Here is a 26,185-nt window from a genome sequence, read left to right as displayed (position 1 = left end):
GTGTCGACCTCCACACGCTTGACCCAATCGTGCAGCGTCTGCGGCACGCATCCAATCTTGGGTGCGATGGATTCGATGGCTGCCCACAGCGACGGGTACTCCCCACGGTGCTCCTGCACCATCCTCACCGCGCGCTCACGCACCTCGGGGGAGAACTTGTTCGACTTGCTCATGGCTCAATCCTCTCAGAGTGTTGAGCCTCCTCAAAAACCGGGGCGATTCACTATGGGCAATAGTGGCATGCCTAACCGATGCATAGCTTTTCTTCGCGATGTCCTGCGCGGCTCGGACCGAACTTAGGCTATTTGTCACCTGTTGCTGCAACGGTCTAGGAATTTTTGCTTGCATCATGGCCAATCGCAACCTTAAGCCGGCAGCCTTGTCGAGGTCTAACTCGTGAATCGTGAGCAGGATGATTCGGGTGCAGAGGGAGCGCCGCCACGCGTCTGGATGGGTCGCAACTCAGTGCGATGTCCGTGTTTCAGCCCTTCAGAACCATCACTGAAGTGCCGATAGGAACTCATATATTGAGTGAGGAAGAAAACACAATGGTCCAGGCAATTGGCTCAGCAGCAGCGACCCCTGCGGGCGGCAACGGCGGCAACTCAGGCAGTCAGATCGCGGCGCTGCAGAAGAAGTTGGTCGTGCTCCAGAAGCAGATCCAGGACACGCAGTCGACCTTGATCGGCGCCCCTGAAGGCCCCGCGCGAGACGCGATCAAGATGCAGTTGGACCTGCTGGCGCAGCAGATGCAAATGATCCAGCAGCAGATCTCGGACCTGCAGCGCCAGCAAGCAGAAGCCAGCACCGCGCGCCAAATGGCACAGGTTCGCTCCCAAGAGGCCGAGCGGTCCAAGTCAGCCGATGCTGGGGACGGTGCGCTGGGCACGCAGGTTGATATCTACGTCTGACCAGGCGCCGGCAGCTTCCCCTGGTCGCGGCGCCGAGGGCCAAGCACCGAACAGCTGCGCGTTCGCGCTCGCATGTGAACTACTGCGCACGCCTCGCACGAATGAATACTTTGGTTAACCAAATGTCAGCAGCGTAGCTAAACTTGGTGACATGAGTTCGCCATCACCGCACGAGAAAGACTGGGATACCAACTTCGGCTGGTGGATCGACAAGCCTCAGAGAGAAGCGCGGCCCGCAACTCGCTTTCGCACGCACGAACCGAACGAGCCAAGGCGCGACCGAGTCTGGGGCGAAGCGGCCCTCGTCGTCGGCCTGGTGTTCGCCCTGGTGCTCTCACTGATCTCCCTCGCAACCCGGTCCTAGGTGAACGGAGGGGCGAATGAGATCGGCCCCAACGTTCGGGCTTGATCACTGATGGGGCCTGATCACTCGATCAGCAGCTGCGCTCAATTGATGTTCGCCCCTGCCGCATGAAACGGCTTGCCCGGCAATTCGTAGCCGCCGCCGTACTCGAAGGCCTTGCCGTCGAGCAGCGTGCAGCCGGCCGGTGCCGGGCAGATGGTCCACCCGTCTTGTGACCCATAGGTCCACGCGATAACCGGGCCGTAGAGGTAATTGCGCACCACCTTGCCGCCGTAGTCGGCCAGCGTGAGAACGTAGCTCTCGGTCCCGTGGTTGGCTGCGTCGTCCGAGGCGATCGGGTCGACGATGCGGCTGTCAGCCAGGGTCTTCACGACGCGTGCGCGGCCGAAGGCCGCATCGAAGCTCACCAGTTGCGCCTTGCGCTCGCCGCGCGAGGTCACCCAGTAGGAACGATCGTGCTTCAGGCCCCGCGGCCCGAAGAGCGCGGTGGTCTCGTTCCAGCCGCGCTCCTTGACGTAGGTGATGTCCGTGGGGTTCCTGCCGACCTCGACCGAAAACTTCTCGACGATGTCGGTGGGCTTGCCGACGGCCTTGCCGGCCTGATCGAGGTAGCCGGTGCCGAGGTCGAACACGCGCAGCCTGCCCTCCTGCGTGGCGATGAAGGCGCGGTACGGCGCCGTGAGCCCCAGCTTGACGGCGGTGGGCCGTGTCGGCAGGTCGATTACCTTCACCACGGCCGGTACCTGCGCCGGCGCCACGCTGAAGGCGAACGGCCATTGGTTCGGCGCGTCGCCACGGTTCGCGATCATGGCCGCCCAGGCGGCCGGGTCCTGGCCCAGGTACTGGGCACGGTAGTACTGAAACAACGGGCGCAGGTCGATGAAGGCGGCGCGCTTCTCGTTCTTGCTGATCACCACCGCCATGCCGGTGCGCGCCACCGCGCGGCTGCGCTCATCGCCGTCGTACCACCTGACGCGGCTGTCCGCGCTGTCGATGCCGTTCGCCCAGAAGTCACGCACGATCTCGTAGTCGTGATGGCTCTTGCCCGTGCTCACGCTGATCTCGGTCGGCGCCTTCAGGGTGTCGGGCAGGTCGACGTAGCCGATCACCTTGGCGGCGATGTAGTTGCCCAGGCCAGGGAACCCGTGGTACACGCGCCGGGCACTGCCCCAGTTGCGTCCCCAGCCGCTTTCCTTGGCAGGGTCGCACCACTGGCAGCCGTCGGCCAGCGCCACCACCGCGATCTGGCCGCGCACTGCGGCGGTGTCCCACACGGTGACCAGCGCGAACTCGCCGCTGTTGGTGATCGCGATGGCGGTCGGCACCTTGCCGTCGGCCAGCTTCACCCGCATGCGGTTGTGCGCGGTGTTGGAGCCGACGCCCATCAGCCAGCCGTTGGCGAAGACGGCTATCGAGTTGGTGCACCAGCCGCCGCGGCCGTAGCACTTGCCCACCGCCACCGGCTTCTGGTCCATGGCGATGCGCTGCGCCGCGGCCTCGATGTTGCCGTCGTTGGCGCCACCGTCGCGCGCGAGGCCGTCGTAGGTGGTCCACGAATGCTCGGGCTTCACGGCGACCACGTCGTGCGCGATGCCGAACTGCTGCAGGCTGGCGACGCCGAAGTACTTCTTCTGGAAGAACGAAGGCGGCGGCACCGCATCCGGCACGTAGGCGACGTTCACGATCGATGAGCTGAAGTCGCCTGGCTCCTTCGACGGCGCACGGCCAATCTGCCAGGTGCCGCACCAGCCGCCGGGCGACACGCAGCTGCGGTTGCTCCAGCCGAGCCGGACCGAGATCGGGTCGTAGCTCTTGTCCGGCCGCTTGCCGTAGGTCACCGTCGCTGCGGGAGAGCCGAGTTCCGCGGCGCTCGGCCCGTAGCGATAGGCGATGCCGGCGTCCGTGCCCATGGCGGCGGCCGTGGCACGGTACCTGGCCGCATCGACCTGACCGTTCGTCAGCACATCGCCGGGCATCTCCGCATCCGCCGGTCCGGTTCGCGCGGCAGCAGGGGCCTGGCCGAAGGCCGTGCCGACGGTGAGACAGACCGCCAGTGAAGCGAGCGCTTTGATCGTGGGCATGGCGCCGCGATTCTGCGCCCGGCATCGCTGCCGCTATCGCTTGTCGTCCGCCCCTTCGGCGACCTGCGACGCGTCGGTGCCCTGACCATCGCCCGCCTCGCCCCAACCCGGGTAGTCGCGGGCCTTGTGCTGTTCGCGGCCCATGCGGCTTCCCTCCATCGGGTCGTCCTGGCCGATGGCACGGTTCTGCTCGATGTTCCGGCCGGAGGCAGGTCCGCGGTCGCCCGCACGCGCCTCGTTCATGTCCTTTGCCGTCGTGGGCGCGGGCGGCGTTGTCTTGCTGGGGGTCGATGTCATGGCGGGTCCTTTCGTTCGATGGAATGGCACCACCTTGCTCCGGCCCCGGTGCGACGTCGAGCCGGAGAACAGAGCGCGTGAACGTAGGCATCTGCGTCTCAGTGCTGCGTCTCCCGCACGAAATCGACGAAGGCCCGCAGCGGCGCCGGGAGGTTCTGTCGACCCGAGAAGTAGAGAAACGGCCCCGAGAAGCTCGGCCACCACGGTTCGAGCACCGGTTCCAGTTCGCCACGATCGATGAACGGCCGCAGCCAGTCCTCGAAGAGATAGATGACCCCGCTGCCGGCCACGGCCGCGTCGACGGCGAGGTCGACGGTGGCGCCCAGGCCGACGATCAGCGGCCCGGTCGTGTCGACCTTGACCGATTCGCCGTCGCGCTCGAACGCCCATGCCGGCATCGCGCCGCTCGAGAAGCGCCCGCGCAGGCAGTCGTGGTCGAGCAGTTCGCGCGGATGCGCGAGACGGCCGCGGCGATCGAGGTAGGCCGGCGATGCGGCGGCCGCGAAGCGCTGCACGCGCGGGCCGATGGGCACGGCCACCATGTCCTGCTCGAGCCGTTCTTCATAGCGGATGCCGGCATCGGCGCCTTCGGCCAGCACGTCGACGAAGCGGTCTTCGGCGATCACCTCGAGGCAGATGTCCGGGTACTTCGCGAGGAAGGGCGGCACGATGCGCGGCAACACGAGCCGCGACGCACTCACCGGCACATTGAGCCGCAGCCGGCCCGCCGGCCGGTCGCGAAAGCCGTTGACCACGTCCAGCGCCGCGTGCACCTCGCCGAGCGCGGGCGCGAGCCGCTCCAGCAGGCGCGCGCCGGCATCGGTCGGCGCCACGCTGCGGGTGGTGCGATGCAGCAGCCGGACACCCAGCCGGGTTTCGAGCCGGCGGACCGCGTCGCTCAGGCGCGATGCGCTGGTGCCGGCCACGCGCGCGGCGTTGCGGAAGCCGCCCTCGCGGGCGACGGCCAGGAAGGCGGAGAGGTCTGCCAGATCGTCCATGGACTGTCCTGATTTCTGCACGGCCTGTGCAGATTGCGCAGGATTGTCGCGCAGCGCCTGCGCTCCTAGATTCGTGGCACACCACTTCTCGAAGGACCGCACCATGACCCGCACCGCATCCGCCGGCACCTACCGCCTGGGCGCCCGCACCGTGAATCGCCTGGGCTACGGCGCCATGCAGCTCGCCGGCCCCGGCGTGTTCGGCCCGCCCAAGGACACCCCGGCCGCGCTCGCCGTACTTCGCGAGGCCGTCGCATTGGGCGTCAACCACCTCGACACCAGCGACTTCTACGGACCGCACATCACCAACCAGCTGATTCGCGAAGCATTGCATCCCTATCGCGACGATCTGGTCATCGTCACCAAGGTGGGTGCCACGCGCGGCGACGACGCCTCGTGGAAGCCCGCCTTCTCCGCGGCGGACCTGGAACGCGCGGTACACGACAACCTGCGCCACCTCGGCCTGGACGTGCTCGAGGTCGTGAACCTGCGCGCGATGTTCGACGTGCACGGCCCGGCCGAAGGATCGATCGAAGCACCGCTGACGGCGCTGGCCGAACTGCAGCGCCGCGGCCTGATCCGGCACATCGGGCTGAGCAACGTCACGCCGACGCAGATCGCCCAAGGCCGCACGATCACGTCGATCGTCTGCGTGCAGAACCACTACAACCTCGTGCATCGGGGCGACGACGCCCTGATCGACCAGCTCGCCGACAGCGGCACGGCCTACGTGCCCTTCTTCCCGCTGGGTGGATTCACGCCGCTGCAGTCGAGTGCGCTCAACGCTGTGGCCGCCCGGCTTGGCGCGACGCCGATGCAGGTCGCGCTTGCATGGCTGCTGCAGCGGTCGCCGAACATCCTGCTGATTCCCGGCACGTCGTCGGTCGGGCATCTGCGGGAGAACTTGGCGAGTGCGGCGCTCGAACTCGACACGGACGACCTGGCGACCCTGGACGCGCTGGGCGCGCGCCCCTGACGCTATCGCTCGTCTTCCGCCCCCTCGGCAACCTGCGACGCGTCGCTGCCCTGAGAAGCTGTGAACGAATCATCCACGCCCGCTCGACGCGCCCATTCATTCACAGCTTCTGAGCGCAACCTTTCGTCTGAAAGCATTTCACGCGCCTGCGACACGCTCCCGGCTGACACGCCCTGACGTGGCCGCACGGCACAGTGCGGTCATGGCCCACTTCCTCGTCACCGTCGTTGCCTCGCTGGCCGCCGCGGTTGTCTTCACGCTGTCGATTCCTGCCGACTCGGCCATGGCCGAGTGGGAATTGCCGTTCAGCGCGGGCCGCTGAACGCAAACCATCGCCTCGCGGCGCCACGGCCGGTCACGGACCGGACGGGAATGGCGTTGTCGGCGCCTGGCAGTTGCATTTCTGCGTGTTCGCCTATTGCGAAGACGCCGACGCTGTGCAAGGGTTGCCCCCTGTTTTTTGGAGTGACGATGGGCGTGCAACTGTATCTATCCGCCGGTCTGATCGGCGTGGTCTGGCTGGTCTGGATCGCAATCAGCTACCACGGCCGCGAATCCACGCGGCTGGCCCGCGAGGTCGACGAGCGGCTGCGCAAGTCCGCCGAATTGCTCAGCACGATACCCGCCAACCTTCGCCGCTGACGCGGCTTCAACGCCGGCTGACGACCACCTCGAGGTACTCGCTGGGCACCACCAGCGCGCCGGGGCCGGCACGGTCGAGGCGTTCGAGCAGCGCCGTCAGGTCGCGCTCCAGCGCCTCGGCCCCGTCCGGCGGCAACGCGGCGAAGGCCTTGTGCACCGGGCCGTACCAGTTGCGGAAGACCTCGATGAAGTGCGCTGCCGACCGGTAGCGGAACTGAAAGAGCCGGCGCGTCACATCGCTTCGTCGAGAAGAACCATCCGCCGCCGGCCGCATGGCGGCGCAGCCAGCCGCAGGCGGCGCGTTGAACGGATCGCTCAGGCCGTCGCGACTTGCGCAGGCGCTGGGGTCGCGGCCTGGCGCTGCGCGTCGATCTGCTCGGCCAGGTACGCCGCATCCCGCGCCACGCCCGAAAAGCGCCCCGAGCCCCAGGTGTGCAGCCAGGGCAGGCCGAGGAAGTACAGGCCCGGCACCTGCGTCACGCCGCGCAGGTGCACCGGCTCGCCGCGGCCGTTGAACACCGGCGCGTCGACCCAGGCGAAGTCCGGCAGGAAGCCGATGCACCACACGACGCTGGTGATGCCCGATTCGCGCAGGCCGAGCGCGGTGCGCTCTTCCTTTGGTGCCCACACCGGTTCGTACACGCCGCCCGGCGGCGCATCGATGCCGTTGGCCGCGATGAACTTGTCGATCGACGCATTGATGCCGTTGAAGATCTGGTCCGCATGATCGAGGTTGGCGCGCAGGTTGGGCTGGAACTGCAGCGTGTCGCCGTCGAGCCCGGTCATGAGGCCGTAGAGTTCCATGCCCTCGAGCGCGAAGCGGCGCAGGTCGATGTCGCGCCCGCCGTCGCGGCCGGTCACGTAGTGGTTGGTGTTGTCGCGCACGCCTTCGCGCAGCGGATGTTGCGTGACGGGCATGTCGTAGTAGTTCATGTCGGCCAGCCAGTCGACCACGTCCTTGCCGCGGTAGAAGCGCGCGCAGCGCGGCGCGTTGCCGGTGGCCAGCACCACCTTGCGCCCGGCCAGGTGCAGGTCTTCGGCGATCTGCGCGCCGGACTGGCCGCAGCCCACCACCAGCACCGCGCCCTCGGGCAGTTGCGCCGGGTTGCGGTACTGCGCCGAGTGGTACTGCACGATCGAAGCCGGCAGCCTCTCCGCCATGCGCGGCACCACCGGCTTGTGATAGCCGCCAGAGGCCACGACGACCTGGTCGGCGGTGAAGCGGCCGGCGCTGGTGTCGACCGTGTAGCGATCCGCCTCGCCGGAACCTGCGGAACCTGCAACACGCGACACCTTCTCGACCGTCACGCCCTCGATCGCCGGCGCCTGCACCTGCTCGACGAAGCCGGCCAGCCAGGTGTTGATTTCGTCCTTGACCATGAAGCCGTGCGGATCGCTGCCGCTGTACGACCAGCCCGGCAGCTTGCATTGCCAGTTGGGCGTGACGAGGCAGAAGGAATCCCAGCGCTGCGTCCGCCACGAATGCACCAGCGTGCGCTTCTCGATCACGAGATGGTCGATGCCGCGCTGCTGCAGGCAGTGGCTCAGCGACAGGCCGGACTGGCCGCCGCCGACGATGACGACGCTGTAGTGGGTGGTCTTGGGGGTCATGGTGGGAGTCCTCGGTGGGTCAGTCGAAGCGCAGGACGGTGACCTGCGCCTCGGGGTGTTTTTCGAAACGCCGGGCGATCTGCTCGATCTCCGCGAGCTGGTCCATCGCCTGCGAACAGGCGAAGCCGAACTTGGCCCGCACCCGCTCCGACGCGATGCCCAGCGCCTCGCGCGTGCGGCCGAGGAAGTCGGGCAGCGGGTAGGCCTGGCCGGGTGTCAGGAAGTCCTGCACGACGAGCGATGGCGAATAGCAGCGGGTCTCGCTCTGGTCGGGCCAGCGGACGTGGAAATGCATGACGGGCATGGGAGGGGTCCTCAACGCAGGTGGGTTCGCGCAACGGCCGCGCTGGCGCCTTGCAGCAGGCCCTCGCGGTAGAGCTGCACATGACGGGCCGCACTGGTGGCCCAGCTGAAGGTGTCGCCGAGGCGCGCGGCGCTCGCAGCGATGCGCGCCGATGAACGCGATGCCAGTGCGGCCTGCAGCGCTTCGGCGATCGAGGCCGACTTCAACGGATCGGCCCAGTGGCAGTCGCCATCGCGCAGGTATTCGGTGAACGGCGCGATGCGCGAGACGACGATCGACACGCCGCTGGCCAGCGCCTCGAGCGTGACCAAGCCGAAGCCTTCGTTGAGCGAGGGCATCGCGACCACGTCGGCCAGGCGGTAGAGCGCGGGGATGTCGTCGTCGGGCAGCGCGCCGGTGAGCACGATCGGCGCGCCGGGGCCGATGGGCAGGTCGCTCGCCTGCGCCAGCGCCGCGAAGTCGCGCCCGTACTGCGCATGGTCGAGCAGGCTGGCACCCCCGGCGATGACGAGCTGCGCATCGGGCCGATGCGCACGCAGCAGCACGAAGGCCTGCAGCAGGCGCAGCGTGTTCTTGCGCTCCTCGACACCGCCGAGCGCGAGCACCACCGGCGCGCCGGTGCGGATGCCGAGACGCTGCGCGAGCAGTGCATCGCCGGGTTGCGGCTCAGGGCTGAAGCGGCCGCGCTGCACGCCGTTGCACACCGCCGAGGCGCGCACGCCGTGCCTGGTCGCCAGCAGGTTCTGCCACAGCCGGCTCACGCAGAACACCTGCCGCGCCGCCCGGAAGCCGCGCGCCTGCCAGCGCATCAGCTGCACGTCGGCGAACACCTCCAGGTGGTGCACGGTGCGCACGAAGCCGTCGATGAGGCCGCGCTCCTGCAGGTTGGCGAGCGCATTGCCGCCGATGGGGTCGTGCGTGTGCAGCACGTCGAAGCGCGTGGTCGCGAGCAGCTCGCCGATGGACGCGGTGAACGCATCGATGCGCGTGCCGACCATCTCGACCATGTCGCGCGGCGTGGGGCCGACCGGGATCAGGCGCGTGGCGCAGCGCACCGGGCGGAAGAACTGCTGGCCGGCCGAGGCGGGCGCCATCACCGTCACGTCGTGCCCTGCATCGTGCAGCGCGTGCGCGAGTTCGAGCGTGTGCACGACACCGCCGCGCGGGTTGACCGAGTGCGTGAGCAGGCCGATCTTCAACGGCCGGTTGCGTCCGGACTCATGCATGGCTGACCTCGCGCGCCTCGCCGATGAAGGCGTGGCTGTTCAGGTCCCACAGCAGTTGCCGATCGTCGCCCTGGCGCAGCACCAGCGTGCGGCTGTCGTCGACCTGGCCGACCACGTTGCAGGCGATGTCGCGCGCCGAGAAACGCGTGAGCACCTCGCCCAGCGCCTCGGGCCGCACGCTCAGCACGAAGCCGAAGCTGGGGAAGGACGTGAGCCAGCGCAGCAGCGGCACGCCCTCGGGCCGCGGGATGGCGTCGACGTCGATCGTCGCGCCCACCTTCGAGCATTCGAGCAGCATCAGCGCCGTACCGATGGCGCCGGCCATGCTGATGTCCTTGGCCGCGTCGCACAGGCCGGCCTCGGCCAGCGTGGGCAGCACCTCGAGGTCGGCACGCAGGCGCGCGCCGGGCGCGGTGGTCGAGGCGTTCCAGTACGGGAAGGGTTCCTGGTAGCCACCGCGCAGGTCGACCGCCATCACCAGCAGGTCGCCCGGACGCGCGGTGAAGCTGGTCAGCAGCTTCTTCGCATGGCCGAGGATGGCGACCGCCAGCTGTGGCCGCACGCTGCGGTTGTTGCTGTGGCCGCCGACGATCGGCACGCCGTATTGGCTCGACGCCTCGGCCATGCCCTTGAGCATCTCGTCGGCCGGCTGCATGCCGGCGCTCCACAACGCATCGACCACCGCGGTCGGCCGGCCGCCCATCGCATAGATGTCGCTCACGTTGACCATCACGCCCGAATAGCCGGCGAACCAGGGCATGCGCTCGATGAAGTCCTCCACCAGCCCTTCGATCGCGAAGAGCAGGTAGCCGCCGTGGCCGTCGGGGATGGCGGCGCAATCGTCGCCCACCGGCACGGCCTGCGCGAGGTCGGCACCGCCACCGGGCAGCGAATGCCCGAGCGCGGTGACGATGTCGCTGATGTCGCGCTTGTGCGCGAAGCCGCGGCTGTCGCGCAGTGCGGCGGTGAGCTCGGCGAGCGTCATGCGCGGCTCCTCGCGCGCGACACGAAGCCACTGACAGGGTCGTGGCACGGCGGGTAGTGCGCGAAGTCCGGCTGCATCTCGACATGCGGGCGCCCATGGATGGCGAGCGTGCCGGTCGTTCGCCAGTGCAGCTTGTGGAACAGCGCCTCGTTCTGCGCCTGCACATGCGCCATGAAGGTGTGCGCGCCCTGCGCATGCGCGCGCGTCACGGCCAGCCGGATGAGCGTCGCGCCCAGGTGCCCCTGGCTGCGGAAGGCCGCATGCACCGCGAGCCGCGAGCCCCACCACACGCCGGGCGAGGCTTGGTGGATGCGCACGGTGCCCACCACCTGGTCGGGCATGCCGCCGATGCAGGACATCGCGACCAGCAGTTGGGCGCGCTCGTCGATGGCATCGCGGTCGTCGCCGACGAAGAGGCCCTGCTCGATGCAGAACACCGCACGGCGCAGCGCATGCGCCTCGTCGCGCTCCCACCGCTGCGCGGCCTCGCGCACCAGGAACTCGACCGGCGCGTAGTGCACGACCGGGTCGACGACGTCATCGATGCAGGACATGGCTCAGCTCTCGTACACGGAAAGCGACGAACACGCGCCGCACTTGCCACAGCCCGCCTTGATGTCGCTCGACCGCAGGTCGGCCGCGGCCACGCGCTGACCCAGCGGTTCGAGGATCGAGGTCATGAACTCGGGCGTCGGGGCCGGATGGTCTTCCAGCGGCGTGCCGCTGATCGGCACGAAGGGCACGACGAAGGGGTACACGCCCAGCGCCAGCAGCTGGTCGCAGATGTCGAGGATCGCTTCGCGCGTGTCGCCCAGCCCGGCCAGGATGTAGGTGCTGACCTGGCCGCGGCCGAACACGCCGACGGCAGCCTCGAAAGCGCTCATGTAGCGCGAGATCGGCACGCTGGCCTTGCCCGGCATGATCTTCTCGCGCACCGATGGCGTCACCGCTTCGAGGTGCATGCCCAGCGTGTCGATGCCCGCCGCCTTCATGCGGTGGAACCACTGGTCGTCGTCCGGTGGCTCGCACTGGCCCTGGATGGGGATGTCGACCGCGGCCTTGATCGCGAAGGCGCTCTCGCAGAGGATCTGCGCGCCGCGATCGGTCGCGTTCGGCGTGCCGGTGGTCAGCACCATGTGCTTCACGCCGTCGAGCAGCACGGCGGCGCGCGCGACCTCGGCGAGCTGCTCGGGCGTCTTGCGCGCGATGGTGCGGCCGGCCGCCAGCGACTGACCGATGGCGCAGAACTGGCAGGTCTTCTTGCGGCTTTCGTAGCGGATGCAGGTCTGCAGCACGGTCGTCGCGAGCACGTCGCTGCCGTGCAGCGTGGCGATGTGCGAATACGGCACGCCGTCGAAGGTCTGCATCTTCGTGAAGCGCGGCTGCTTCGGGAAGCGGATGCTGGCGATGGGGATCGTGCCGCGCGTGATGGTGCTGTTGCCCATCGCGTCGGGTGCTTGTGCCGTGAAGGGCGAGTTCCACGCGGTCGAGGTGTGCACCGGCACCATGATCGTGTGGCCGTCGACGGTGACGGCCTTGTGGTCCGACGGGCCCGCGCCGCCGCGGCGGCTGGCCGCGCCGGCGGAAGGGTCAACCAGCCGCAACCCGAAGGACTGCAACTCGGTCATCAACTGGCGGCTGGACGGCGAGGCTGTCGTGGTCATGGGAGGTGCTTCCGTGAGGGGTGGTGGGAACAGATACGCCGGCCGGCATCGCGAAGGTGGTCGCGGCGGGGCGTTCGTTGATGGCCAGGCTCAGCAGTTCGGGCCGCGCGTAGTGGCCGACCGAATCCATCATTCGCTTGCGCTTGGTGATGAGCGCCATGTCGAGGTCGGCGATGACCATGCCTTCGCCTTCGGTCAGCGGCGGCGCGAGGTGCTTGCCTTCGGGCGACACGATGGCGGTGTGGCAGCCGCCGCGCAGCGCCTTCTGCAGGCCGGCATCCGGCGTGATGGCAGTGATCTGCGCATCGGTGAGCCAGCCGGTCGCGTTGACGACGAAGCAGCCGGACTCGAGCGCGTGGTGGCGGATGGTGACTTCCATCTGCTCCGCGAAGATCGGCCCGACCAGCGAGCCGGGGAACTGCGCGCAGTGGACCTCCTCGTGCTGCGCCATCAGGGCGTAGCGCGCGAGCGGGTTGTAGTGCTCCCAACAGGCCAGCGCGCCGACGCGGCCGACCTTCGTGTCGACCACTTTCAGGCCCGCCGCATCGCCCTGGCCCCAGATCATCCGCTCGTGGTACGTCGGCGTGATCTTGCGGCGCTTGAGCAGCAGGCTGCCGTCGGCGTCGAACACCAACTGCGTGTTGTAAAGGCTGCCATGGTCGCGCTCGTTCACGCCGAGCACGACCACCATGCCGTTGGCCCGCGCCCGCTCGGCCACCGCCAGCGTGACCGGCCCCGGCACCACCACCGCGCGCTCCATGAGCCGGATGTGGGCCGGGCCCTGCAGCACCGGCGGCTGCACGAACGAGAAGTACGGGTAGTAGGGCAGGAAGGTCTCCGGGAAGACGATCAACTGCACGCCCTGGGCGCCGGCCTCGTCGATCGCCGCGCACACCCGGTTCAGGGTGCCATCGACGTTCTCGAAGTCGGGCGCGATCTGGACGGCGGCGGCGCGAACGATGGTCATCTCAGAGCGTCCAGGTGTCGAGGATCACCGCGCCGGCCTTCTTGTGCAGCAGCACGATGTCGAGCACGTCGAGCGGGTTGATCGGCGTGATGCCCGGAATCAGCGCGCCTTCGCCGTGGCCGTACAGCGCCTGCAGCGCGAATCGGCAGGCGTAGACCTTGCCGCCCTCTTCCATGAACTTGACGATCTGCTTGTTGAAGTTCTGGTGGCCCGGGAAGGCTTCGTCGCCCAGCGTCGGGAAGCCGCGTTGCACGCCGAGCGTGACGCCGGGGCCGTACAGCAGCACCGAGGTCTCGTAGCCCTTGCGCTTCAAGCGCGTGGCCTGCAACAGGTTGACGAAGCCGATCGAGCCTTCGAAGGCCACGGTGTGGAAGGTGACCAGCGCCTTCTCGCCGGGCTCGGCCTTGACGTCCTCGAAGACTTTCTCTTCGTAGTCGACGAGGTGTTCGCCGGCGACGTTCGGGGCTTTGGTGACTGCGGGCATGGGGGGACTCCAGTTGAAAGACGTTGGGGATGGTTGATTGCGCGCCCTTCTCTTTCGCATGCGATGTGCCACCCCGCCAGCGCCTGCGTGCGATCAATGCGCGATCAATCAGCAGGCATGCGCCGCGCGGGCTCGAAAAAATAACTGCGACGCCGTGCAGGGCGCTTTCCAACAAGCGCGGGCCTGGCTTTTCGCACCCGATTGAGGCACCTTTCGTGCAATCAATGCACCCGATCAATAGGTCTGAATGCACGCGATCAATGCATAGCCCCCCTCTGCAGGCGGCACGCTTCATGCGTTCATCACTGGACACCGATGCAATCAATGGATGCAATCAACTTTCCATGATCAAGATCACCCAGTCTTGGCAGAAGCGCCTCGAAGCCAGCGACAAGCCGGCCTACCTGCTGCTCGCCGACCTCATCGCCGAGGACATCCGCACCGGCCGCCTGAGCGCGCGCGACAAGCTGCCCACGCTGCGCGACCTGGCGGCCGAGCTGCGGCTGAACTACACGACGGTGGCGCGCGGCTACGCGGAGGCGCGCAAGCGCGGGCTGATCGACTCGCGCGCGGGGACAGGAACCTTCATCCGCGGCACCAGCCCGGCCGTGCCGCTGCGCGGTGGTGGCGGTGCCGAGATGACGATGAACCTGCCGCCCGAGCCGCAGGACGCCGGCCTGCTCGACCGCATGAAGGAGAGTGCGGCGCGCGTGATGGCCGACACCGACCCGTACGACCTGCTGCGCTACCAGGACTTCGGCGGCACCGTGCGCGACCGCGAAGCCGGCATGGCCTGGATCCGCCCGCGCATCCCCGACTGCCGGCTCGACCAGATGCTGGTGTGCCCCGGCATCCACAGCGTGCTGGCCGCGCTGTTCTCGCAGCTCGCGCGGCCGGGCGAGCTGATCTGCGTGGAGGCGCTCACCTACCCGGGCGTCAAGGCGATCGCCACGCAGCTGGGCGTACAGCTGCATGCGCTGCCGCTCGACGAGGAAGGGCCGATGGGCGAATCCTTCGAGCATGCGTGCAAGACGCTCAAGCCCAAGGCGCTGTACCTCAACCCGACCATCAACAACCCGACCACCGCGACCATCTCGCGCGCGCGGCGCGAAGCGCTGGCCGACATCGCGCTGCGCTACGCCATCCCGATCATCGAGGACGACGCCTACGGCCTGCTGCCGCGCCAGATGCCGCCCACCCTCGCCTCGATGGCGCCCGACCTGACCTACTACATCACCGGCTTCTCCAAGACGCTGGGCGCGGGGCTGCGCAACGCCTACGTGCGCTCGCCCAGCGCGCGGCAGTCGCAGCGGCTCGCGGGCGCCCTGCGCGCGACCACGGTGATGGCCTCGCCCATCACCAACGCGCTGTCGACGCTGTGGGTGGAAGACGGCACGGCCGACGCCATGCTGCAGGCCATCCGCACCGAATCGAACGTGCGGCAGACCATGGCGCAGAAGCACCTCGGCGCCTACGGCGTGGCCGCGCCGAGCGAGAGCTTCCACCTGTGGCTGCCGCTGTCGTCGGCCTGGAGCATGGTCGAGTTCGCGTCGTACCTGCGCACGCAGAACGTGGGCGTGGTTGCCAGCGCGGCCTTCTCGACCGACGGCAACCCGCCCGAGGCCGTACGCATCTGCCTGGGCGGGCCGATGTCGCGCGACGATTGCGACCAGGCGCTGCGGCTCATCGCCGACACGCTGGCGCATCCGCTGCACCCGCATGCGACCGTGATGTAGCGGCCTGCGGCTGTAGGCACCGGCCCACGCCATCGGCCTGCCTTCTCCCGCAGGCCGCCCGGCGGCCGCCGGCCTAGGCTGGCGCCATTCACAGCATCCTCCGATGCCGAGCCGGTTGGAAAGGATCCCTCCTCGCGACGCCGCAAGGCGTCGTTCTACAGCGCCCTTCGGGGCGCTTTTTTTGGACTCGGAGAAGGCACGGTGGAAGGCTCTACAGTGCAGCCATGCCCTTCGACGCGCTCCAGACCCTCGACACCCCCGCCGCCCTCATCGCACTGCCGCGCATGCAGCGCAACATCGCCCGCATGCAGCAGCAGGCCGACGCGCTGGGCGTGCGCTTCCGCCCGCATGTGAAGACCACCAAGTGCGCGCCGGTGGCGGCGGCGCAGATCGCAGCGGGTGCGCGGGGCATCACCGTGTCGACGCTGAAGGAGGCCGACCAGTTCTTCGCCGATGGCGTGACCGACATCCTCTACGCGGTCGGCATGGCGGCGCACCGGCTGGCGCACGCGATGGCGCTGCGCCGGCGTGGCTGCGACCTGAAGATCATCACCGACAGCCTCGACGGCGCGCGGGCCATCGCCGACTTCGGTCGGCGCCACGGCGAGGCCTTCGAGGTGCTGATCGAGATCGACACCGACGGCCACCGCTCCGGCATCCAACCTGACGAAGACGCGCTGCTCGACATCGGCCGCGTGCTGCACGACGGCGGCATGCGCCTGGGCGGCGTGCTGACCCATGCGGGATCGAGCTACGAACTGAACACGCCCGCTGCGCTCGCCGCATTGGCCGAGCAGGAGCGCGCCGGCTGCGTGCAGGCCGCCGAGCGGTTGCGCGCGGCCGGGCTGCCCTGCCCGGTGGTCAGCGTCGGCTCCACGCCCACCGCGCTGGAGGCCACGCGCCTCGACGGCGTGACCGAGCTGCGTGCCGGCGTGTACGTGTTCTTCGACCTGGTGATGCACAACGTCGGCGTGTGCCGCACCGACGACATCGCGCTGAGCGTGCTCACCACCGTGATCGGCCACCAGGCCGAGAAGGGCTGGGCCATCGTCGACGCCGGCTGGATGGCGATGAGCCGCGATCGCGGCACCGCGCGCATGGGGCAGGACTTCGGCTACGGCCAGGTCTGCACGGTCGATGGCGAACCGCTGCCGGGCTACCTGCTGTCGGGCGCGAACCAGGAACACGGCATCGTGTCGCACGAAGGCACGCCCGAACCCGACGTCGCCGCGCGCTTCCCGCTCGGCACGCGCCTGCGTATCCTGCCGAACCACGCCTGCGCCACCGGTGCGCAGTTCCCCGACTACCACGCACTCGCCGACGACGGCACGGTGCAGACCTGGCGCCGGTTTCACGGCTGGTGACGGCGCCGCATGACGCGGTGACTACGCTGCGGCCACCTCGGCCTGCTCGAACACGAGCACGGCCGCCGCCAGATCCTCCAGCGCCGTGCCCACCGACTTGAAGACGGTGCGGCCATCGCCCTCGCACCGGCCCGGCACGCGCCCGCTGCACAGGTCGGCCAGCGTGCCGGCCACGTCGTCGGCCGCGAACACGCCGCGCGACATCGGGCCGAGCAGCTCGCCGCTCTTGTGCAGCGCCTCGGCGGTGTCGACGACCAGGCGCGCGCCGCCGCCGAAGCAGGCGTCGTCGGCCTCGCGCATCGCCGGCGTGAAGCTGCCGATCAGGTCGAGATGGCTGTCGGGGCGCAGCCAGGCGCCGTGCACCACCGGCTCGGTCGCGAGCGTGGCGCAGCTGACGATGTCGGCCTCGGCCGCAGCGGCCGGCAGGTCGGTGACGGCGTGCGCATCGAAGCCCTCGCTGCGCCACTGCTGCGCCAGCGCCTCGGCCTGCGCCGCGTTGCGCGCCCACACGCTGACGCGCTCGATCGACCGCACCGCGCGGTAGGCCGTCGGCAGCAGCGCCGCGACACGGCCCGCGCCGACCACCAGCAGATGCCGTGCATCGGCCGGCGCCAGGTACGACGCGGCCAGCGCCGACGCCGCCGCGGTGCGGCGCGAGGTGATCTCGTTGCCGTCGAGCTGCGCCAGCGGCACGCCGGTCTGCGCATCGAACAGCAGGTAGGTCGAATGCAGGCCCGGCAGCCCCCGCTGCGAATTGCCGGGGAAGATGCCCACCGTCTTGATGCCCAGGTACGCGCCCGGCTGCCACGCCGGCATGATGAGCAGCGTGCCGGCCGCATCACCCTGCGCATCCGCCAGCGTGTGCGTGTGCCGCAGCGGCACCTCGCAGCCCGTCGCGAACATCGTGCGCAGCGCGGGGATGAGGCGGTCGAAACCGAGCGCTCGCCGGGTGGAATCGCTGTCGACGAAGCGCATCGTCACGTCAATGCGTCACGCGCCCGCGCATCGCCGCCGGGTGCCCGGCCAGGCCGAAGCGCTTGCCGGTGTCGACCAGCGTGTCGCCATCGACCCGCAGGATGCTCACGTCCTGGTCGATGAAGTTGCCCACGTAGAGGTACTTGCCGTCGGCGCTGAACACCGCGCCCTCGGGCAGGCCGCGCACGGCAACCTCGTTGCTGCGCGTGACCTTCTTGCCGTCGATCTTCAGTGCCACCACCGAGCCGTTGCGGTTGTAGAAATACGCGCTCTTCGACGCGTTGCTGCCGCGCAGGAGGACGGCCACCGCCAGCTTGCCGGTCGGGCTCACGGCCAGGCCTTCGGGGCCGTCGCCGACCACCACCTTGTCGATCACGCGCGGCGGCGTGGCCTCGAGGTCGATCACGCTCACGGTGTCGATCTGGCCGTCCGACGCGCCCGAGTTGCCGTTGTCGGCCGTGAGCGCCAGCTTGCCGTCGGGCGTGACGTCGACGTTGTACGGCCACAGGCCGGCCGCGAGGTCGACCTTGTTGTACGTGACCTTCTCGCCAACGACATCGAGCAGCGCGATCTTGTGGCTCGGGAACTTGGCGGCCAGCGCGCGGCGCCCGTCGGGGGTGAAGCGCACATGCGCGACCGATTCGCCGAGCGCCACCGTGTCGATCAGCGTCACCTTCTGCCCCGCGATGCGCAGCACGCTCACCGAGTTGTCGGCGCGGTTCGCCACCAGCGCCAGCGTGCCGGCCTTGTTGATCGACAGGCCCGAGGGCTGCCGGCCGATGGCCAGGGTGTCGATCAGCCGGGGCGGCGTCGCCTTCAGGTCGATCACGAAGAGGCGGTTGTCGGGCACCTGCTTGCGCACGCCGTTCTCCTCCACCACGTTGAGCGAATTCGCGACCAACGCCAGCGTCTCGTCGGCGGTGATGGCCAGGTTCGTCGGCGGGCCGGCGATGGTGTTGTCCAGTGCGAGCGTGCCGACGAGCTTCGGCGCCAACGGGTCGGTGCCGATGTCGAGCACCTGCACGCTGTCGCGGCCACGCGGCGCGAGCACGACGGCGCCGGCATCGGTCCACGACTGCTTCTCGTCGTTGGCGACCAGCATCAGCTGGCGCGACGCGCCGGGGGCGGGCATGCCGCCGCAGCCGGCCAGGAAGGCGGTGGCGGCGAGAGCCACCAGGCCGAGGTGAAAGAAGGGGGTGCGCATGGGCGTTGTCTCCTGTTGTTGTGTACTGCGGCGTGCGCCGCGGAACGCATCGTAGCCGCGCCCTCGGCGCATCGGCACAGGGTCGAACCAGCGCTCAGCGTATCGCGTCGCGCAGCGCCACCACATCCGCATGCAGGCTCTGCGCCCAGCCACGGCGGTCGCGGTCGGCTGCGGGCTGCGGCGCGCCGAAGCGCACCACCGCCACCAGCGGCGGCGCGGTGAGCGTGCGCCACAGCGAACCGATCAGGCTGTCGTCGCCCACGTAGAGCGGGGCCGCGCTGGTCTCGCCGGTGGCGGCGTCGACGAAGCGCAGCGCAGCCGGGACCACGGGCGCGCAGGAGACGATGGCCGCCTGCAGCAGGTTGGCATGGAAGGGCAGCACGCCGCGGCCGTCGCTGGTGGTGCCTTCGGGGAACACCGCCACGATGTCGCCGTCGCGCAGGGCCTCGGCCATGTGGTGCACCACGCGCAGCGCATCGCGCCGGCTCTCGCGCTCGATGAAGAGCGTGCCGGCGCCGACGGCCAGCGTGCCGACCACCGGCCAGTGGTGCACGCCGGCCTTGGAGACGAAGCGCACATGCCGCGCGGCATGGACGGCGACGATGTCGAGCCACGACAGGTGGTTGCACACCACCAGCGCCGGGCCCGCGGCGGGCGGCGTTCCCTGCACTTCCAGCCGCACGCCCATGACCGCGAGCATCCGCTCGGCCCACTGCTGCACCCGCGCATCGCGCTCGGGCTGCGGCATGCCAGGGAAGTGCCGACGAATGGTCCACCAGCCGCTCACCATGTGGGCAACGGCGCGCAGCAGCTTCCAGCAGGCGAGGAGCGAACGCATCTTCTTCAATCGGCGTCAGTCGGCGCCGACGGCCTCGTGCACGACGCGTCCGCCCACCAGGGTGAAGCGCGCGCGGCCCTGCATCGCGTAGCCGATGAAGGGCGTGTGCTTGCCCTGGCTGCGCAGCGCGTCGGCGTCGACCTGCCATTCGAGCGACGGATCGATCACGCACACGTCGGCGGCGGCGCCTGCGGCCAGCGTGCCGACACCGGGCGCGCCGATCAGCTTCGCCGGCGCCGAGGTCACGACCTGCAGCGCCCGCGCCAGGCCGGCGCCGCTGCGCGCGCCCCACTGCAGCGCGAGCGGCAGCAGCAGCTCGAGCCCGGTGGCGCCCGGTTCGCTCTCGGCGAAGGGCAGCGTCTTGGCGTCGGCGTCGACCGGCGTGTGGTCGGACACCAGCACGTCGATGGTGCCGTCGGCCAGCGCGGCCGAGAGCGCGTCGCGGTCGCGCTGCTGGCGCAGCGGCGGGTTCAGGCGCGCACGGCTGTCGAAGAAGCCGATGTCGGTGTCGGTCAGGTGCAGCGAGTTGATGCTGACGTCGCAGCTCACCGGCAGGCCTTCCGCCTTGGCGGAACGCACCAGCGCCACGCCGGCCGCGCTCGACAGGCGGCACAGGTGCACGCGGGCGCCGGTGCTCTTCATCAGCTCGAAGATGGTGAAGAGCGCGATGGTCTCGGCCGCGACGGGCACGCCGGCCAGGCCCAGGCGCGTGGCGAGCGCGCCGCTGGCGGCCACGCCCTTGCCCAGGTCGCGGTCCTGCGGGCGCAGCCAGAGGGTGTAGCCGAAGGTGGCGGCATACGACAGCGCGCGCTGCAACACCTGCGTGCTGGTCAGCGGCACGTCGGCCTGGCTGAAGCCGACGCAGCCGGCCTCGGTGAGCGCGACCATCTCGGTGAGCACCTCGCCGGCCAGGCCGCGCGTGACGGCGCCCAGGGGAAAGAGCCTCGCCCGCTTCAGTTTCTCGGCGCGGAACTTGAGCATCTCGACCAGGCCGGGCTCGTCGAGCACCGGGTCGGTGTCGGGCGGGCAGACCAGGCTGGTCACGCCGCCGGCCACCGCCGCGGCCATCTCGCTGTCGAGCATGCCTTCGTGTTCGTAGCCCGGCTCGCGCAGGCGCGCCGCCAGGTCGACCAGGCCGGGGGCGACGATGCAGCCCGATGCGTCGAGCGTGCGCTCGGCCCGGAAGTCGCTCGGCGTGTGGCCGATGGACAGGATCTTGCCGTCGGCGATGGCGACGTCGCCTTGTTGGTCGAGGCCGGAGGCCGGGTCGATCACGCGGCCGTTCGTGATGAGGATATTCATGCTTCGTTCCCAGCCACGATGCTCATCACGGCCATGCGGACCGCAATGCCGAAAGTGACCTGCGGCAGGATCACGCTCTGCTTGCCGTCGACCACCGCCGAATCGATCTCGACGCCGCGGTTGATCGGCCCGGGATGCATCACGATGCAGTCGGGCTTGGCGAGCTGCAGCTTCTCGGGCGTGAGGCCGTAGGTCTTGAAGAATTCCTGGCTGGACGGCAGCAGGGCGCCGCTCATGCGCTCGTTCTGCAGGCGCAGCATGATGACGACGTCGCAGTCCTTGATGCCCTCTTCGAGCGTGTGGCACACGCGCACGCCCATGCCGGCCATGTCGCCGGGCACCAGCGTCTTGGGGCCGACCACGCGCACCTCAGCGCAGCCGAGCGTGGTGAGCGCATGGATGTCCGAGCGCGCCACGCGCGAGTGCACCACGTCGCCGACGATCGCGACGGTGAGGTTCGCGAAGTCCTTCTTGTAGTGGCGGATCGTGAACATGTCGAGCAGCCCCTGCGTCGGGTGCGCATGGCGGCCGTCGCCGGCGTTCACCACGTGCACGTGCGGCGCGACATGCTGCGCGATCAGGTAGGGCGCGCCCGACTCGCTGTGGCGCACGACGAAGATGTCGGCCGCCATCGCGGAGAGGTTGGCGATGGTGTCGAGCAGCGACTCGCCCTTGCTCGCGGACGAGCGCGCGATGTCGAGGTTGAGCACGTCGGCCGACAGCCGCTTGGCCGCGATCTCGAAGGTGGTGCGGGTGCGCGTGGAGTTCTCGAAGAACAGGTTGAACACGCTCTTGCCGCGCAGCAGCGGCACCTTCTTCACCTCGCGGTCGGAGACGCTGGTGAAGTTGGCGGCCGTGTCGAGGATGTGCGTGAGGATGCTTTTCGGCAGGCCCTCGATCGACAGCAGGTGGATCAGCTCGCCGTGCTTGTTGAGTTGCGGATTGCGCTTGTAGAGCACCTCAGGACTCCTTGACGTCGAAGCTGAAGACGCCGCCCTCGCCGCGTGCCAGCGCGAGCGATCGCGTGGGCGGCAGCGTGAGTGTCGCGGCCGCGAAATCGGCCGCCACCGGCAGCTCGCGCCCACCGCGGTCGACCAGCACCGCCAGCCGCACGCACGCCGGCCGACCGAAGTCGAACAGCTCGTTGAGCACGGCGCGGATGGTGCGGCCGGTGTAGAGCACGTCGTCGAGCAGCAGCACGTCGGCGCCGTTCACGTCGAAGGGCAGCGCGGTCTGCGCGCTGGACGACAGGCCGCGCCGCGCGAAGTCGTCGCGGTGCATGGCCGAGGAAATGATGCCGGGCGCACCGGGCAGCCCCAGGTCTTTCTGCAGGCGCTCGACCAGCCAGGCGCCGCCGGAAGTGATGCCGACCAGGCGGGTGTCGGGCCGCATCAGCGCGGTCACGCCGGTCAGCAGGTCGCGGTAGAGCGCTTCGGCTTCGGGGATGGCGTTCAAGGAAGGCTCCTCAGGAATTGCTCAAGGATGATGCAGGCCGAGGCCGCGTCGGCGTCGCGTGCGCCGGAGGCGAGCGCCTCGGTCGTGCTGTAGCGCTCGTCGACCTCGTACACCGGCAGGTTGAAGCGGCCACGCAACTGGCGCGCGAACTTCTGCGCGGCGCGCGTGTTGTCGTGGGCGGCGCCGTCGGGGTGGAAGGGCACGCCGATGACCAGCGCGTCGGGCTGCCACTCCTTGATGCGCGCGGCCACCTGCACGAAGCGCGCGTCGCCCTCGGCCTTGATGGTGGCCTGCGGCGACGCGGTGCCGAGCAGCCGGTTGCCGGTGGCGACGCCGGTGCGCTTCTGGCCATAGTCGAAGGCCAGGAAGCACTGGAAATGGGACGGGACGGGAGCGGGAGAAGCGGAAGCGGCGTCGGGCATGACCGGGCTCATGCGTGCCCGGCATCCGGCGACAGCTTCCAGGCCTCCAGGCCCAGCAGCAGCAGCGCCTTGTCGTAGCGCTGCTCGACGGGGGTGTCGAAGATGACGGCCGGGTCGGCACCGACGGTGAGCCAGCTGTTCTCGGCCAGTTCGCTTTCGAGCTGGCCCTCGCCCCAGGCCGAATAGCCGAGCGACACCAGCACCTTGCGCGGGCCGGCGCCGGTGGCCAGCGCCTCCAGCACGTCCTTGGACGTCGTCATCTCGAGGCCGCCGGGGATCGTCATGGTCGACGCGTAGACCGATTCCTCGGGCTTGTCGGCGTCGGCGAAGACCGGCTCGTGCAGCACGAAGCCGCGCTCGGTCTGCACCGGGCCGCCCTGGAACACCGGCGCCTCGCCGAGTTCGGGGCGCGAGAGGTGCAGTTCGATCTTCTCGAACAACACCTTGAGGTTGATGTCGCTGGGCTTGTTGATGACGAGGCCGAGCGCGCCGCGCTCGCTGTGCTCGCAGAGGTAGACCACGCTGCGGTTGAAGGCCTGGTCCGCCAGCCCCGGCATCGCGATCAGGAAATGATGCGTGAGGTTCATCGGGGCAGAATCGGAAGACATGCCCCCGATTTTACTGGCCGTCGACAAAACCTATCCCAAGGGCCTGATGTGGTTTCGCCGGGACCTGCGCGTGGACGACAACGCGGCCCTCTGGCGAGCCCTGCGCACCTGCCGCGAAGTGGTCTGCGTCTTCGTCTTCGACACGGCCATCCTGCACGGCCTGCCGAAGGCCGACCGCCGGGTGGAGTTCATCCGCGAATCGCTGGCCGCGCTCGACGCCGACCTGCGTTCGCTGGGCGGCGGGCTGATCGTCCGCCACGCCGCGGCCGAGGAGGAGATTCCCGAGCTGGCCCACGCGCTGGACGTGCAGGCGGTGTTCGCCAACCGCGATTACGAGCCCGCTGCGATCGAGCGCGACGCGACGGTCTTCGGCGCGCTGGCCAATGCCGGCATCGCCTTCCACACGGCCAAGGACCAGGCCGTGTTCGAGCGCGACGAGGTGCTGACCAAGACCGGCCAGCCCTACACCGTGTTCACGCCCTACAAGCGCGCCTGGCTGGCCAAGGTCGACGACTTCTTCCTCAAGCCCTACCCATCGCGCGGGTATGCCGACGCGCTGATCGCACCGCCCGCCCGCCACGACGCGCCGGTGCCCTCCCTGCAAGACATCGGCTTCGAGGCCACCAACCTGTCGACGCTGGAGATCCCGACCGGCACCCAGGGCGGCGCGGCACTGTTCGAGGACTTCGTCGACCGCATCGACCGCTATGACGCGGCGCGCAACTTCCCGGCCGTGCGCGGGCCGAGCTACCTGAGCGTGCACCTGCGCTTCGGCACGGTGTCGATCCGGCAGCTGGCGAACGTGGCGCATCGGCTGTCGCAGCAGGGGAACGCCGGCGCCGCGACCTGGCTGAGCGAGCTGATCTGGCGCGACTTCTACTTCCAGATCCTGGCGCACCACCCGCAACTGGCCGACGGCAAGAGCTTCCGGCCCGAGTACGACAGGATCATCTGGCACCACGGCAAGCACGCCGACACGCTGTTCGACGCCTGGTGCCAGGGGCGCACCGGCTATCCGCTGATCGACGCGGCCATGCTGCAGATCCACCAGAGCGGCTACATGCACAACCGACTGCGCATGGTGGTGGCGAGCTTCCTGTGCAAGGACCTGGGGCTGGACTGGCGCCGCGGCGAGGCCTACTTCGCACTGCACCTGAACGACTTCGAGCTGTCGTCGAACAACGGCGGCTGGCAGTGGGCCAGTTCCAGCGGCTGCGACGCGCAGCCCTACTTCCGCATCTTCAACCCGATGACGCAGAGCGAGCGCTTCGACCCCGAGGGCAAGTTCATCCGGCGCTACCTGCCGCAGCTGGCCCCGCTGTCGAACAAGGTGATCCACGCGCCCTGGACCGCCTCGCCGGTCGAGCTCGAAGCGGCGGGGCTGACGCTGGGCGAGCACTACCCCAAGCCGATCGTCGACCACGCCGAGGCACGCGAGCGCACGCTGCAGCGCTACGGCGTGGTGCGCAAGGTGGCCGCGCGCGACTGAGGCCTAAAAGCCGCAGGACGTCATCACTTTGGATGATTCCGCCGCAGCGCACACCTGACACCCTTGCAGGCCCCTGCTGCCCGCACGCCCGCCCCCTCCGCCATCTGGCAGATTGACGGCGGGCCCCATGCATGTAGGGTCGGTGCGGGGAGGTGACTGCTCGACGGACAGCCCGCGGAGGTACTCGTGATCCAAGACCCCGTGCTTCATCGCACGCTGGAAGCCGCTCACCACCTGAGCGACGCCGCGCCGCCCTGGGGGGACGTGCTGGAAGGCGCCCGCCAGCTGATCGGGGGCGATAGCGCCAGCTTCATCCTCTTCAGCCGCACCGGCGAGCTGCTCGACTGCCAGCAGCGCGGCGTCTCGGCGACCGCCGAGCGCGAGTACGTGGCGCACTACCATGCCCACGACATCGTGACGCCCGCGACGACCGGATCGCCGGAAGGCAGCTGGTTCGACACGGCCGAGCTGTTCAGCCCGAATGCGCTCTCGCGCAACCCCTACTACGTCGACTTCATGTGCCGGCACCGCATGCGGCAGATGCTCACGCTGATCGTGGAGCAGACGCCGACCCGCCACGGCGGCCTCACGGTACAGCGTGCCGAGCCGCGCGAGACCGGGCGCCGGCAGCTCGAGCAAGGCGCGGGCGCGGCACTGGCGGCCGCCATCGGCAGTGCCGTGCAGCAGCGTCGGATGGCGACGGAACAATGGTTCGCGGCCGCCGAGTCCGCCCTCGACGGCTTCGAAGAAGCGCTCTGCCTGGTCAGCTGTAAGGGCACCGTGCTTCGGCAGTCGCCGCGCGCCCAGGCCTGGTTCGCGCTGAACCAGATCCTGCGCGTCCGGCAGGGCCGGCTGTGGCATGCCGCGCCGGCCCTGCGCGAGGCGCTCTACGGTGCACTGGCCAGCGTCGCCGAGCGCGACCGCCGGCTCACGCTGACCCTGCCGGACGAAGGCGAGGTGGCAGGCTGCCAGATCGACCTGGCGCCGGCGGCGCGGATCGCGCGGCTGGGCAACGAGCCGCTCCTGCTGCTGCGCATCCGTCCGGCGCCCGATTCGATCGAGGCCCGGCTGCGCACGCTCGGGCCGGCCTACGACCTCACGGCCGCCGAGCAGCGGGTGCTCGGCGCGCTGATCGCGGGCCAGTCGCCGGCACAGCATGCAGAGGCACGGGGGGTCTCGATCCACACCGTGCGCAAGCAGATCGCGATGATCAAGGACAAGATGGGCTGCACCCGCCAGGTCGACCTGGTGCGGGCGGGGCTGCCCACGTAGGGCGCCCGAC

At 69.4% G+C, this 26,185-nt stretch carries 27 protein-coding genes and 1 pseudogene; 7 read left to right on the top strand and 21 right to left on the bottom strand.

What is annotated here, in order from left to right:
• Positions 1-173: pseudogene (locus N8A90_RS05210) on the bottom strand (IS3 family transposase); the annotation flags it as partial.
• Positions 174-476: 303 nt separating this feature from the next.
• Between N8A90_RS05210 and N8A90_RS05205 the strand changes: the two are divergent.
• Positions 477-911, top strand: a complete 435-nt coding sequence (locus N8A90_RS05205; protein WP_262073581.1) for a FlxA-like family protein — start codon at positions 477-479, stop codon at positions 909-911.
• 447 nt (positions 912-1,358) lie between these two features.
• Here the strand turns inward: N8A90_RS05205 and N8A90_RS05200 are convergent, their stop codons facing one another.
• From N8A90_RS05200 to N8A90_RS05190, 3 genes are all read right to left on the bottom strand, one after another.
• Positions 1,359-3,356 carry a hypothetical protein gene (locus N8A90_RS05200; RefSeq protein WP_262073580.1) on the bottom strand — a complete coding sequence of 666 codons (1,998 nt, stop codon included), beginning with the start codon at positions 3,354-3,356 and terminating at the stop codon, positions 1,359-1,361.
• A gap of 33 nt (positions 3,357-3,389) precedes the next feature.
• On the bottom strand, positions 3,390-3,653 hold the full coding sequence (locus N8A90_RS05195; RefSeq protein WP_262073579.1) for a hypothetical protein: 264 nt from the start codon (positions 3,651-3,653) through the stop codon (positions 3,390-3,392).
• A gap of 98 nt (positions 3,654-3,751) precedes the next feature.
• Positions 3,752-4,651, bottom strand: coding sequence for a LysR family transcriptional regulator (locus N8A90_RS05190; RefSeq protein ID WP_262073578.1), 900 nt, complete (start codon positions 4,649-4,651; stop codon positions 3,752-3,754).
• Between the two features lie 103 nt (positions 4,652-4,754).
• Here N8A90_RS05190 and N8A90_RS05185 point away from each other — a divergent pair, with 103 nt between their 5' ends.
• Both N8A90_RS05185 and N8A90_RS05180 read left to right on the top strand, forming a co-directional pair.
• Positions 4,755-5,627, top strand: a complete 873-nt coding sequence (locus N8A90_RS05185) for an aldo/keto reductase family oxidoreductase (RefSeq protein ID WP_262073577.1) — start codon at positions 4,755-4,757, stop codon at positions 5,625-5,627.
• A gap of 471 nt (positions 5,628-6,098) precedes the next feature.
• Positions 6,099-6,269 (top strand): hypothetical protein, encoded by a 171-nt coding sequence (locus N8A90_RS05180; protein ID WP_262073576.1) that lies wholly within the window; start codon positions 6,099-6,101, stop codon positions 6,267-6,269.
• Positions 6,270-6,276: 7 nt separating this feature from the next.
• On the opposite strand, the gene N8A90_RS05175 is transcribed toward N8A90_RS05180, so the two are convergent.
• The 9 genes from N8A90_RS05175 to N8A90_RS05135 form a co-directional block, all read right to left on the bottom strand.
• Complete coding sequence (locus tag N8A90_RS05175; RefSeq protein ID WP_262073575.1) at positions 6,277-6,504, bottom strand: hypothetical protein; 228 nt, start codon at positions 6,502-6,504, stop codon at positions 6,277-6,279.
• 80 nt (positions 6,505-6,584) lie between these two features.
• Entirely contained in the window at positions 6,585-7,880 is a 1,296-nt protein-coding gene (locus tag N8A90_RS05170) for an MSMEG_0569 family flavin-dependent oxidoreductase (RefSeq protein ID WP_262073574.1), read from the bottom strand.
• 19 nt (positions 7,881-7,899) lie between these two features.
• Positions 7,900-8,184, bottom strand: a complete 285-nt coding sequence (locus N8A90_RS05165) for an MSMEG_0570 family nitrogen starvation response protein (protein WP_262073573.1) — start codon at positions 8,182-8,184, stop codon at positions 7,900-7,902.
• A gap of 11 nt (positions 8,185-8,195) precedes the next feature.
• Positions 8,196-9,410: an MSMEG_0565 family glycosyltransferase gene (locus tag N8A90_RS05160; RefSeq protein ID WP_262073572.1), complete on the bottom strand. Its 1,215-nt coding sequence runs from the start codon at positions 9,408-9,410 to the stop codon at positions 8,196-8,198.
• Positions 9,403-10,395: a sll0787 family AIR synthase-like protein gene (locus N8A90_RS05155; RefSeq protein WP_262073571.1), complete on the bottom strand. Its 993-nt coding sequence runs from the start codon at positions 10,393-10,395 to the stop codon at positions 9,403-9,405. Before N8A90_RS05155 ends, N8A90_RS05160 begins: the two co-directional genes overlap by 8 nt.
• A complete protein-coding gene (locus tag N8A90_RS05150; RefSeq protein ID WP_262073570.1) occupies positions 10,392-10,949 on the bottom strand; it encodes an MSMEG_0567/Sll0786 family nitrogen starvation N-acetyltransferase in 558 nt (185 codons plus the stop codon). The genes N8A90_RS05155 and N8A90_RS05150 overlap by 4 nt, the downstream gene beginning before the upstream one ends.
• A 3-nt stretch (positions 10,950-10,952) precedes the next feature.
• Complete coding sequence (locus N8A90_RS05145; RefSeq protein WP_262073604.1) at positions 10,953-12,023, bottom strand: MSMEG_0568 family radical SAM protein; 1,071 nt, start codon at positions 12,021-12,023, stop codon at positions 10,953-10,955.
• Complete coding sequence (locus tag N8A90_RS05140; RefSeq protein WP_262073569.1) at positions 11,986-13,026, bottom strand: Nit6803 family nitrilase; 1,041 nt, start codon at positions 13,024-13,026, stop codon at positions 11,986-11,988. Before N8A90_RS05140 ends, N8A90_RS05145 begins: the two co-directional genes overlap by 38 nt.
• A 1-nt stretch (position 13,027) precedes the next feature.
• Positions 13,028-13,510: an MSMEG_0572/Sll0783 family nitrogen starvation response protein gene (locus N8A90_RS05135; RefSeq protein ID WP_262073568.1), complete on the bottom strand. Its 483-nt coding sequence runs from the start codon at positions 13,508-13,510 to the stop codon at positions 13,028-13,030.
• A gap of 344 nt (positions 13,511-13,854) precedes the next feature.
• Between N8A90_RS05135 and N8A90_RS05130 the strand changes: the two genes are divergently transcribed.
• Together N8A90_RS05130 and N8A90_RS05125 are read left to right on the top strand one after the other, a co-directional pair.
• On the top strand, positions 13,855-15,246 hold the full coding sequence (locus N8A90_RS05130) for a PLP-dependent aminotransferase family protein (RefSeq protein WP_262073567.1): 1,392 nt from the start codon (positions 13,855-13,857) through the stop codon (positions 15,244-15,246).
• 224 nt (positions 15,247-15,470) lie between these two features.
• Complete coding sequence (locus N8A90_RS05125) at positions 15,471-16,610, top strand: DSD1 family PLP-dependent enzyme (protein WP_262073566.1); 1,140 nt, start codon at positions 15,471-15,473, stop codon at positions 16,608-16,610.
• 21 nt (positions 16,611-16,631) lie between these two features.
• Here the strand turns inward: N8A90_RS05125 and N8A90_RS05120 are convergent, their stop codons facing one another.
• The 8 genes from N8A90_RS05120 to N8A90_RS05085 all read right to left on the bottom strand — a co-directional run bounded on the left by N8A90_RS05120 (position 16,632) and on the right by N8A90_RS05085 (position 23,414).
• Positions 16,632-17,585 (bottom strand): ornithine cyclodeaminase family protein, encoded by a 954-nt coding sequence (locus tag N8A90_RS05120; RefSeq protein ID WP_262073565.1) that lies wholly within the window; start codon positions 17,583-17,585, stop codon positions 16,632-16,634.
• 7 nt (positions 17,586-17,592) lie between these two features.
• On the bottom strand, positions 17,593-18,789 hold the full coding sequence (locus N8A90_RS05115; RefSeq protein ID WP_262073564.1) for a YncE family protein: 1,197 nt from the start codon (positions 18,787-18,789) through the stop codon (positions 17,593-17,595).
• A 94-nt stretch (positions 18,790-18,883) separates the two neighbouring features.
• Positions 18,884-19,627, bottom strand: a complete 744-nt coding sequence (locus tag N8A90_RS05110; RefSeq protein WP_262073563.1) for a lysophospholipid acyltransferase family protein — start codon at positions 19,625-19,627, stop codon at positions 18,884-18,886.
• 15 nt (positions 19,628-19,642) lie between these two features.
• A complete protein-coding gene (locus tag N8A90_RS05105) occupies positions 19,643-20,929 on the bottom strand; it encodes a dihydroorotase (RefSeq protein WP_262073562.1) in 1,287 nt (428 codons plus the stop codon).
• A complete protein-coding gene (locus N8A90_RS05100) occupies positions 20,926-21,888 on the bottom strand; it encodes an aspartate carbamoyltransferase catalytic subunit (protein ID WP_262073561.1) in 963 nt (320 codons plus the stop codon). The genes N8A90_RS05105 and N8A90_RS05100 overlap by 4 nt, the downstream gene beginning before the upstream one ends.
• A gap of 1 nt (position 21,889) precedes the next feature.
• The gene (gene pyrR / locus N8A90_RS05095) at positions 21,890-22,384 is read right to left on the bottom strand and encodes a bifunctional pyr operon transcriptional regulator/uracil phosphoribosyltransferase PyrR (protein WP_262073560.1); all 495 of its coding nucleotides are present in this window, start codon (positions 22,382-22,384) and stop codon (positions 21,890-21,892) included.
• Complete coding sequence (ruvX, locus tag N8A90_RS05090) at positions 22,381-22,818, bottom strand: Holliday junction resolvase RuvX (protein WP_262073559.1); 438 nt, start codon at positions 22,816-22,818, stop codon at positions 22,381-22,383. Before ruvX ends, pyrR begins: the two co-directional genes overlap by 4 nt.
• Positions 22,815-23,414, bottom strand: a complete 600-nt coding sequence (locus N8A90_RS05085) for a YqgE/AlgH family protein (RefSeq protein WP_262073558.1) — start codon at positions 23,412-23,414, stop codon at positions 22,815-22,817. Before N8A90_RS05085 ends, ruvX begins: the two co-directional genes overlap by 4 nt.
• On the opposite strand from N8A90_RS05085, the gene N8A90_RS05080 reads away from it, so the two are divergent.
• Complete coding sequence (locus N8A90_RS05080) at positions 23,413-24,903, top strand: cryptochrome/photolyase family protein (RefSeq protein ID WP_262073557.1); 1,491 nt, start codon at positions 23,413-23,415, stop codon at positions 24,901-24,903. The genes N8A90_RS05085 and N8A90_RS05080 overlap by 2 nt on opposite strands.
• 186 nt (positions 24,904-25,089) lie before the next feature.
• Positions 25,090-26,175 carry a helix-turn-helix transcriptional regulator gene (locus N8A90_RS05075; RefSeq protein WP_262073556.1) on the top strand — a complete coding sequence of 362 codons (1,086 nt, stop codon included), beginning with the start codon at positions 25,090-25,092 and terminating at the stop codon, positions 26,173-26,175.
• Positions 26,176-26,185: the final 10 nt, after the last annotated feature.

The sequence above is a fragment of the Variovorax sp. N23 genome (genome assembly GCF_025486315.1).
Classification (GTDB): Bacteria; Pseudomonadota; Gammaproteobacteria; order Burkholderiales; family Burkholderiaceae_C; genus Variovorax.
The sequence above is the reverse complement of the archived record's forward strand: the minus strand, read 5'-3'. Positions and strand labels throughout refer to the sequence as shown.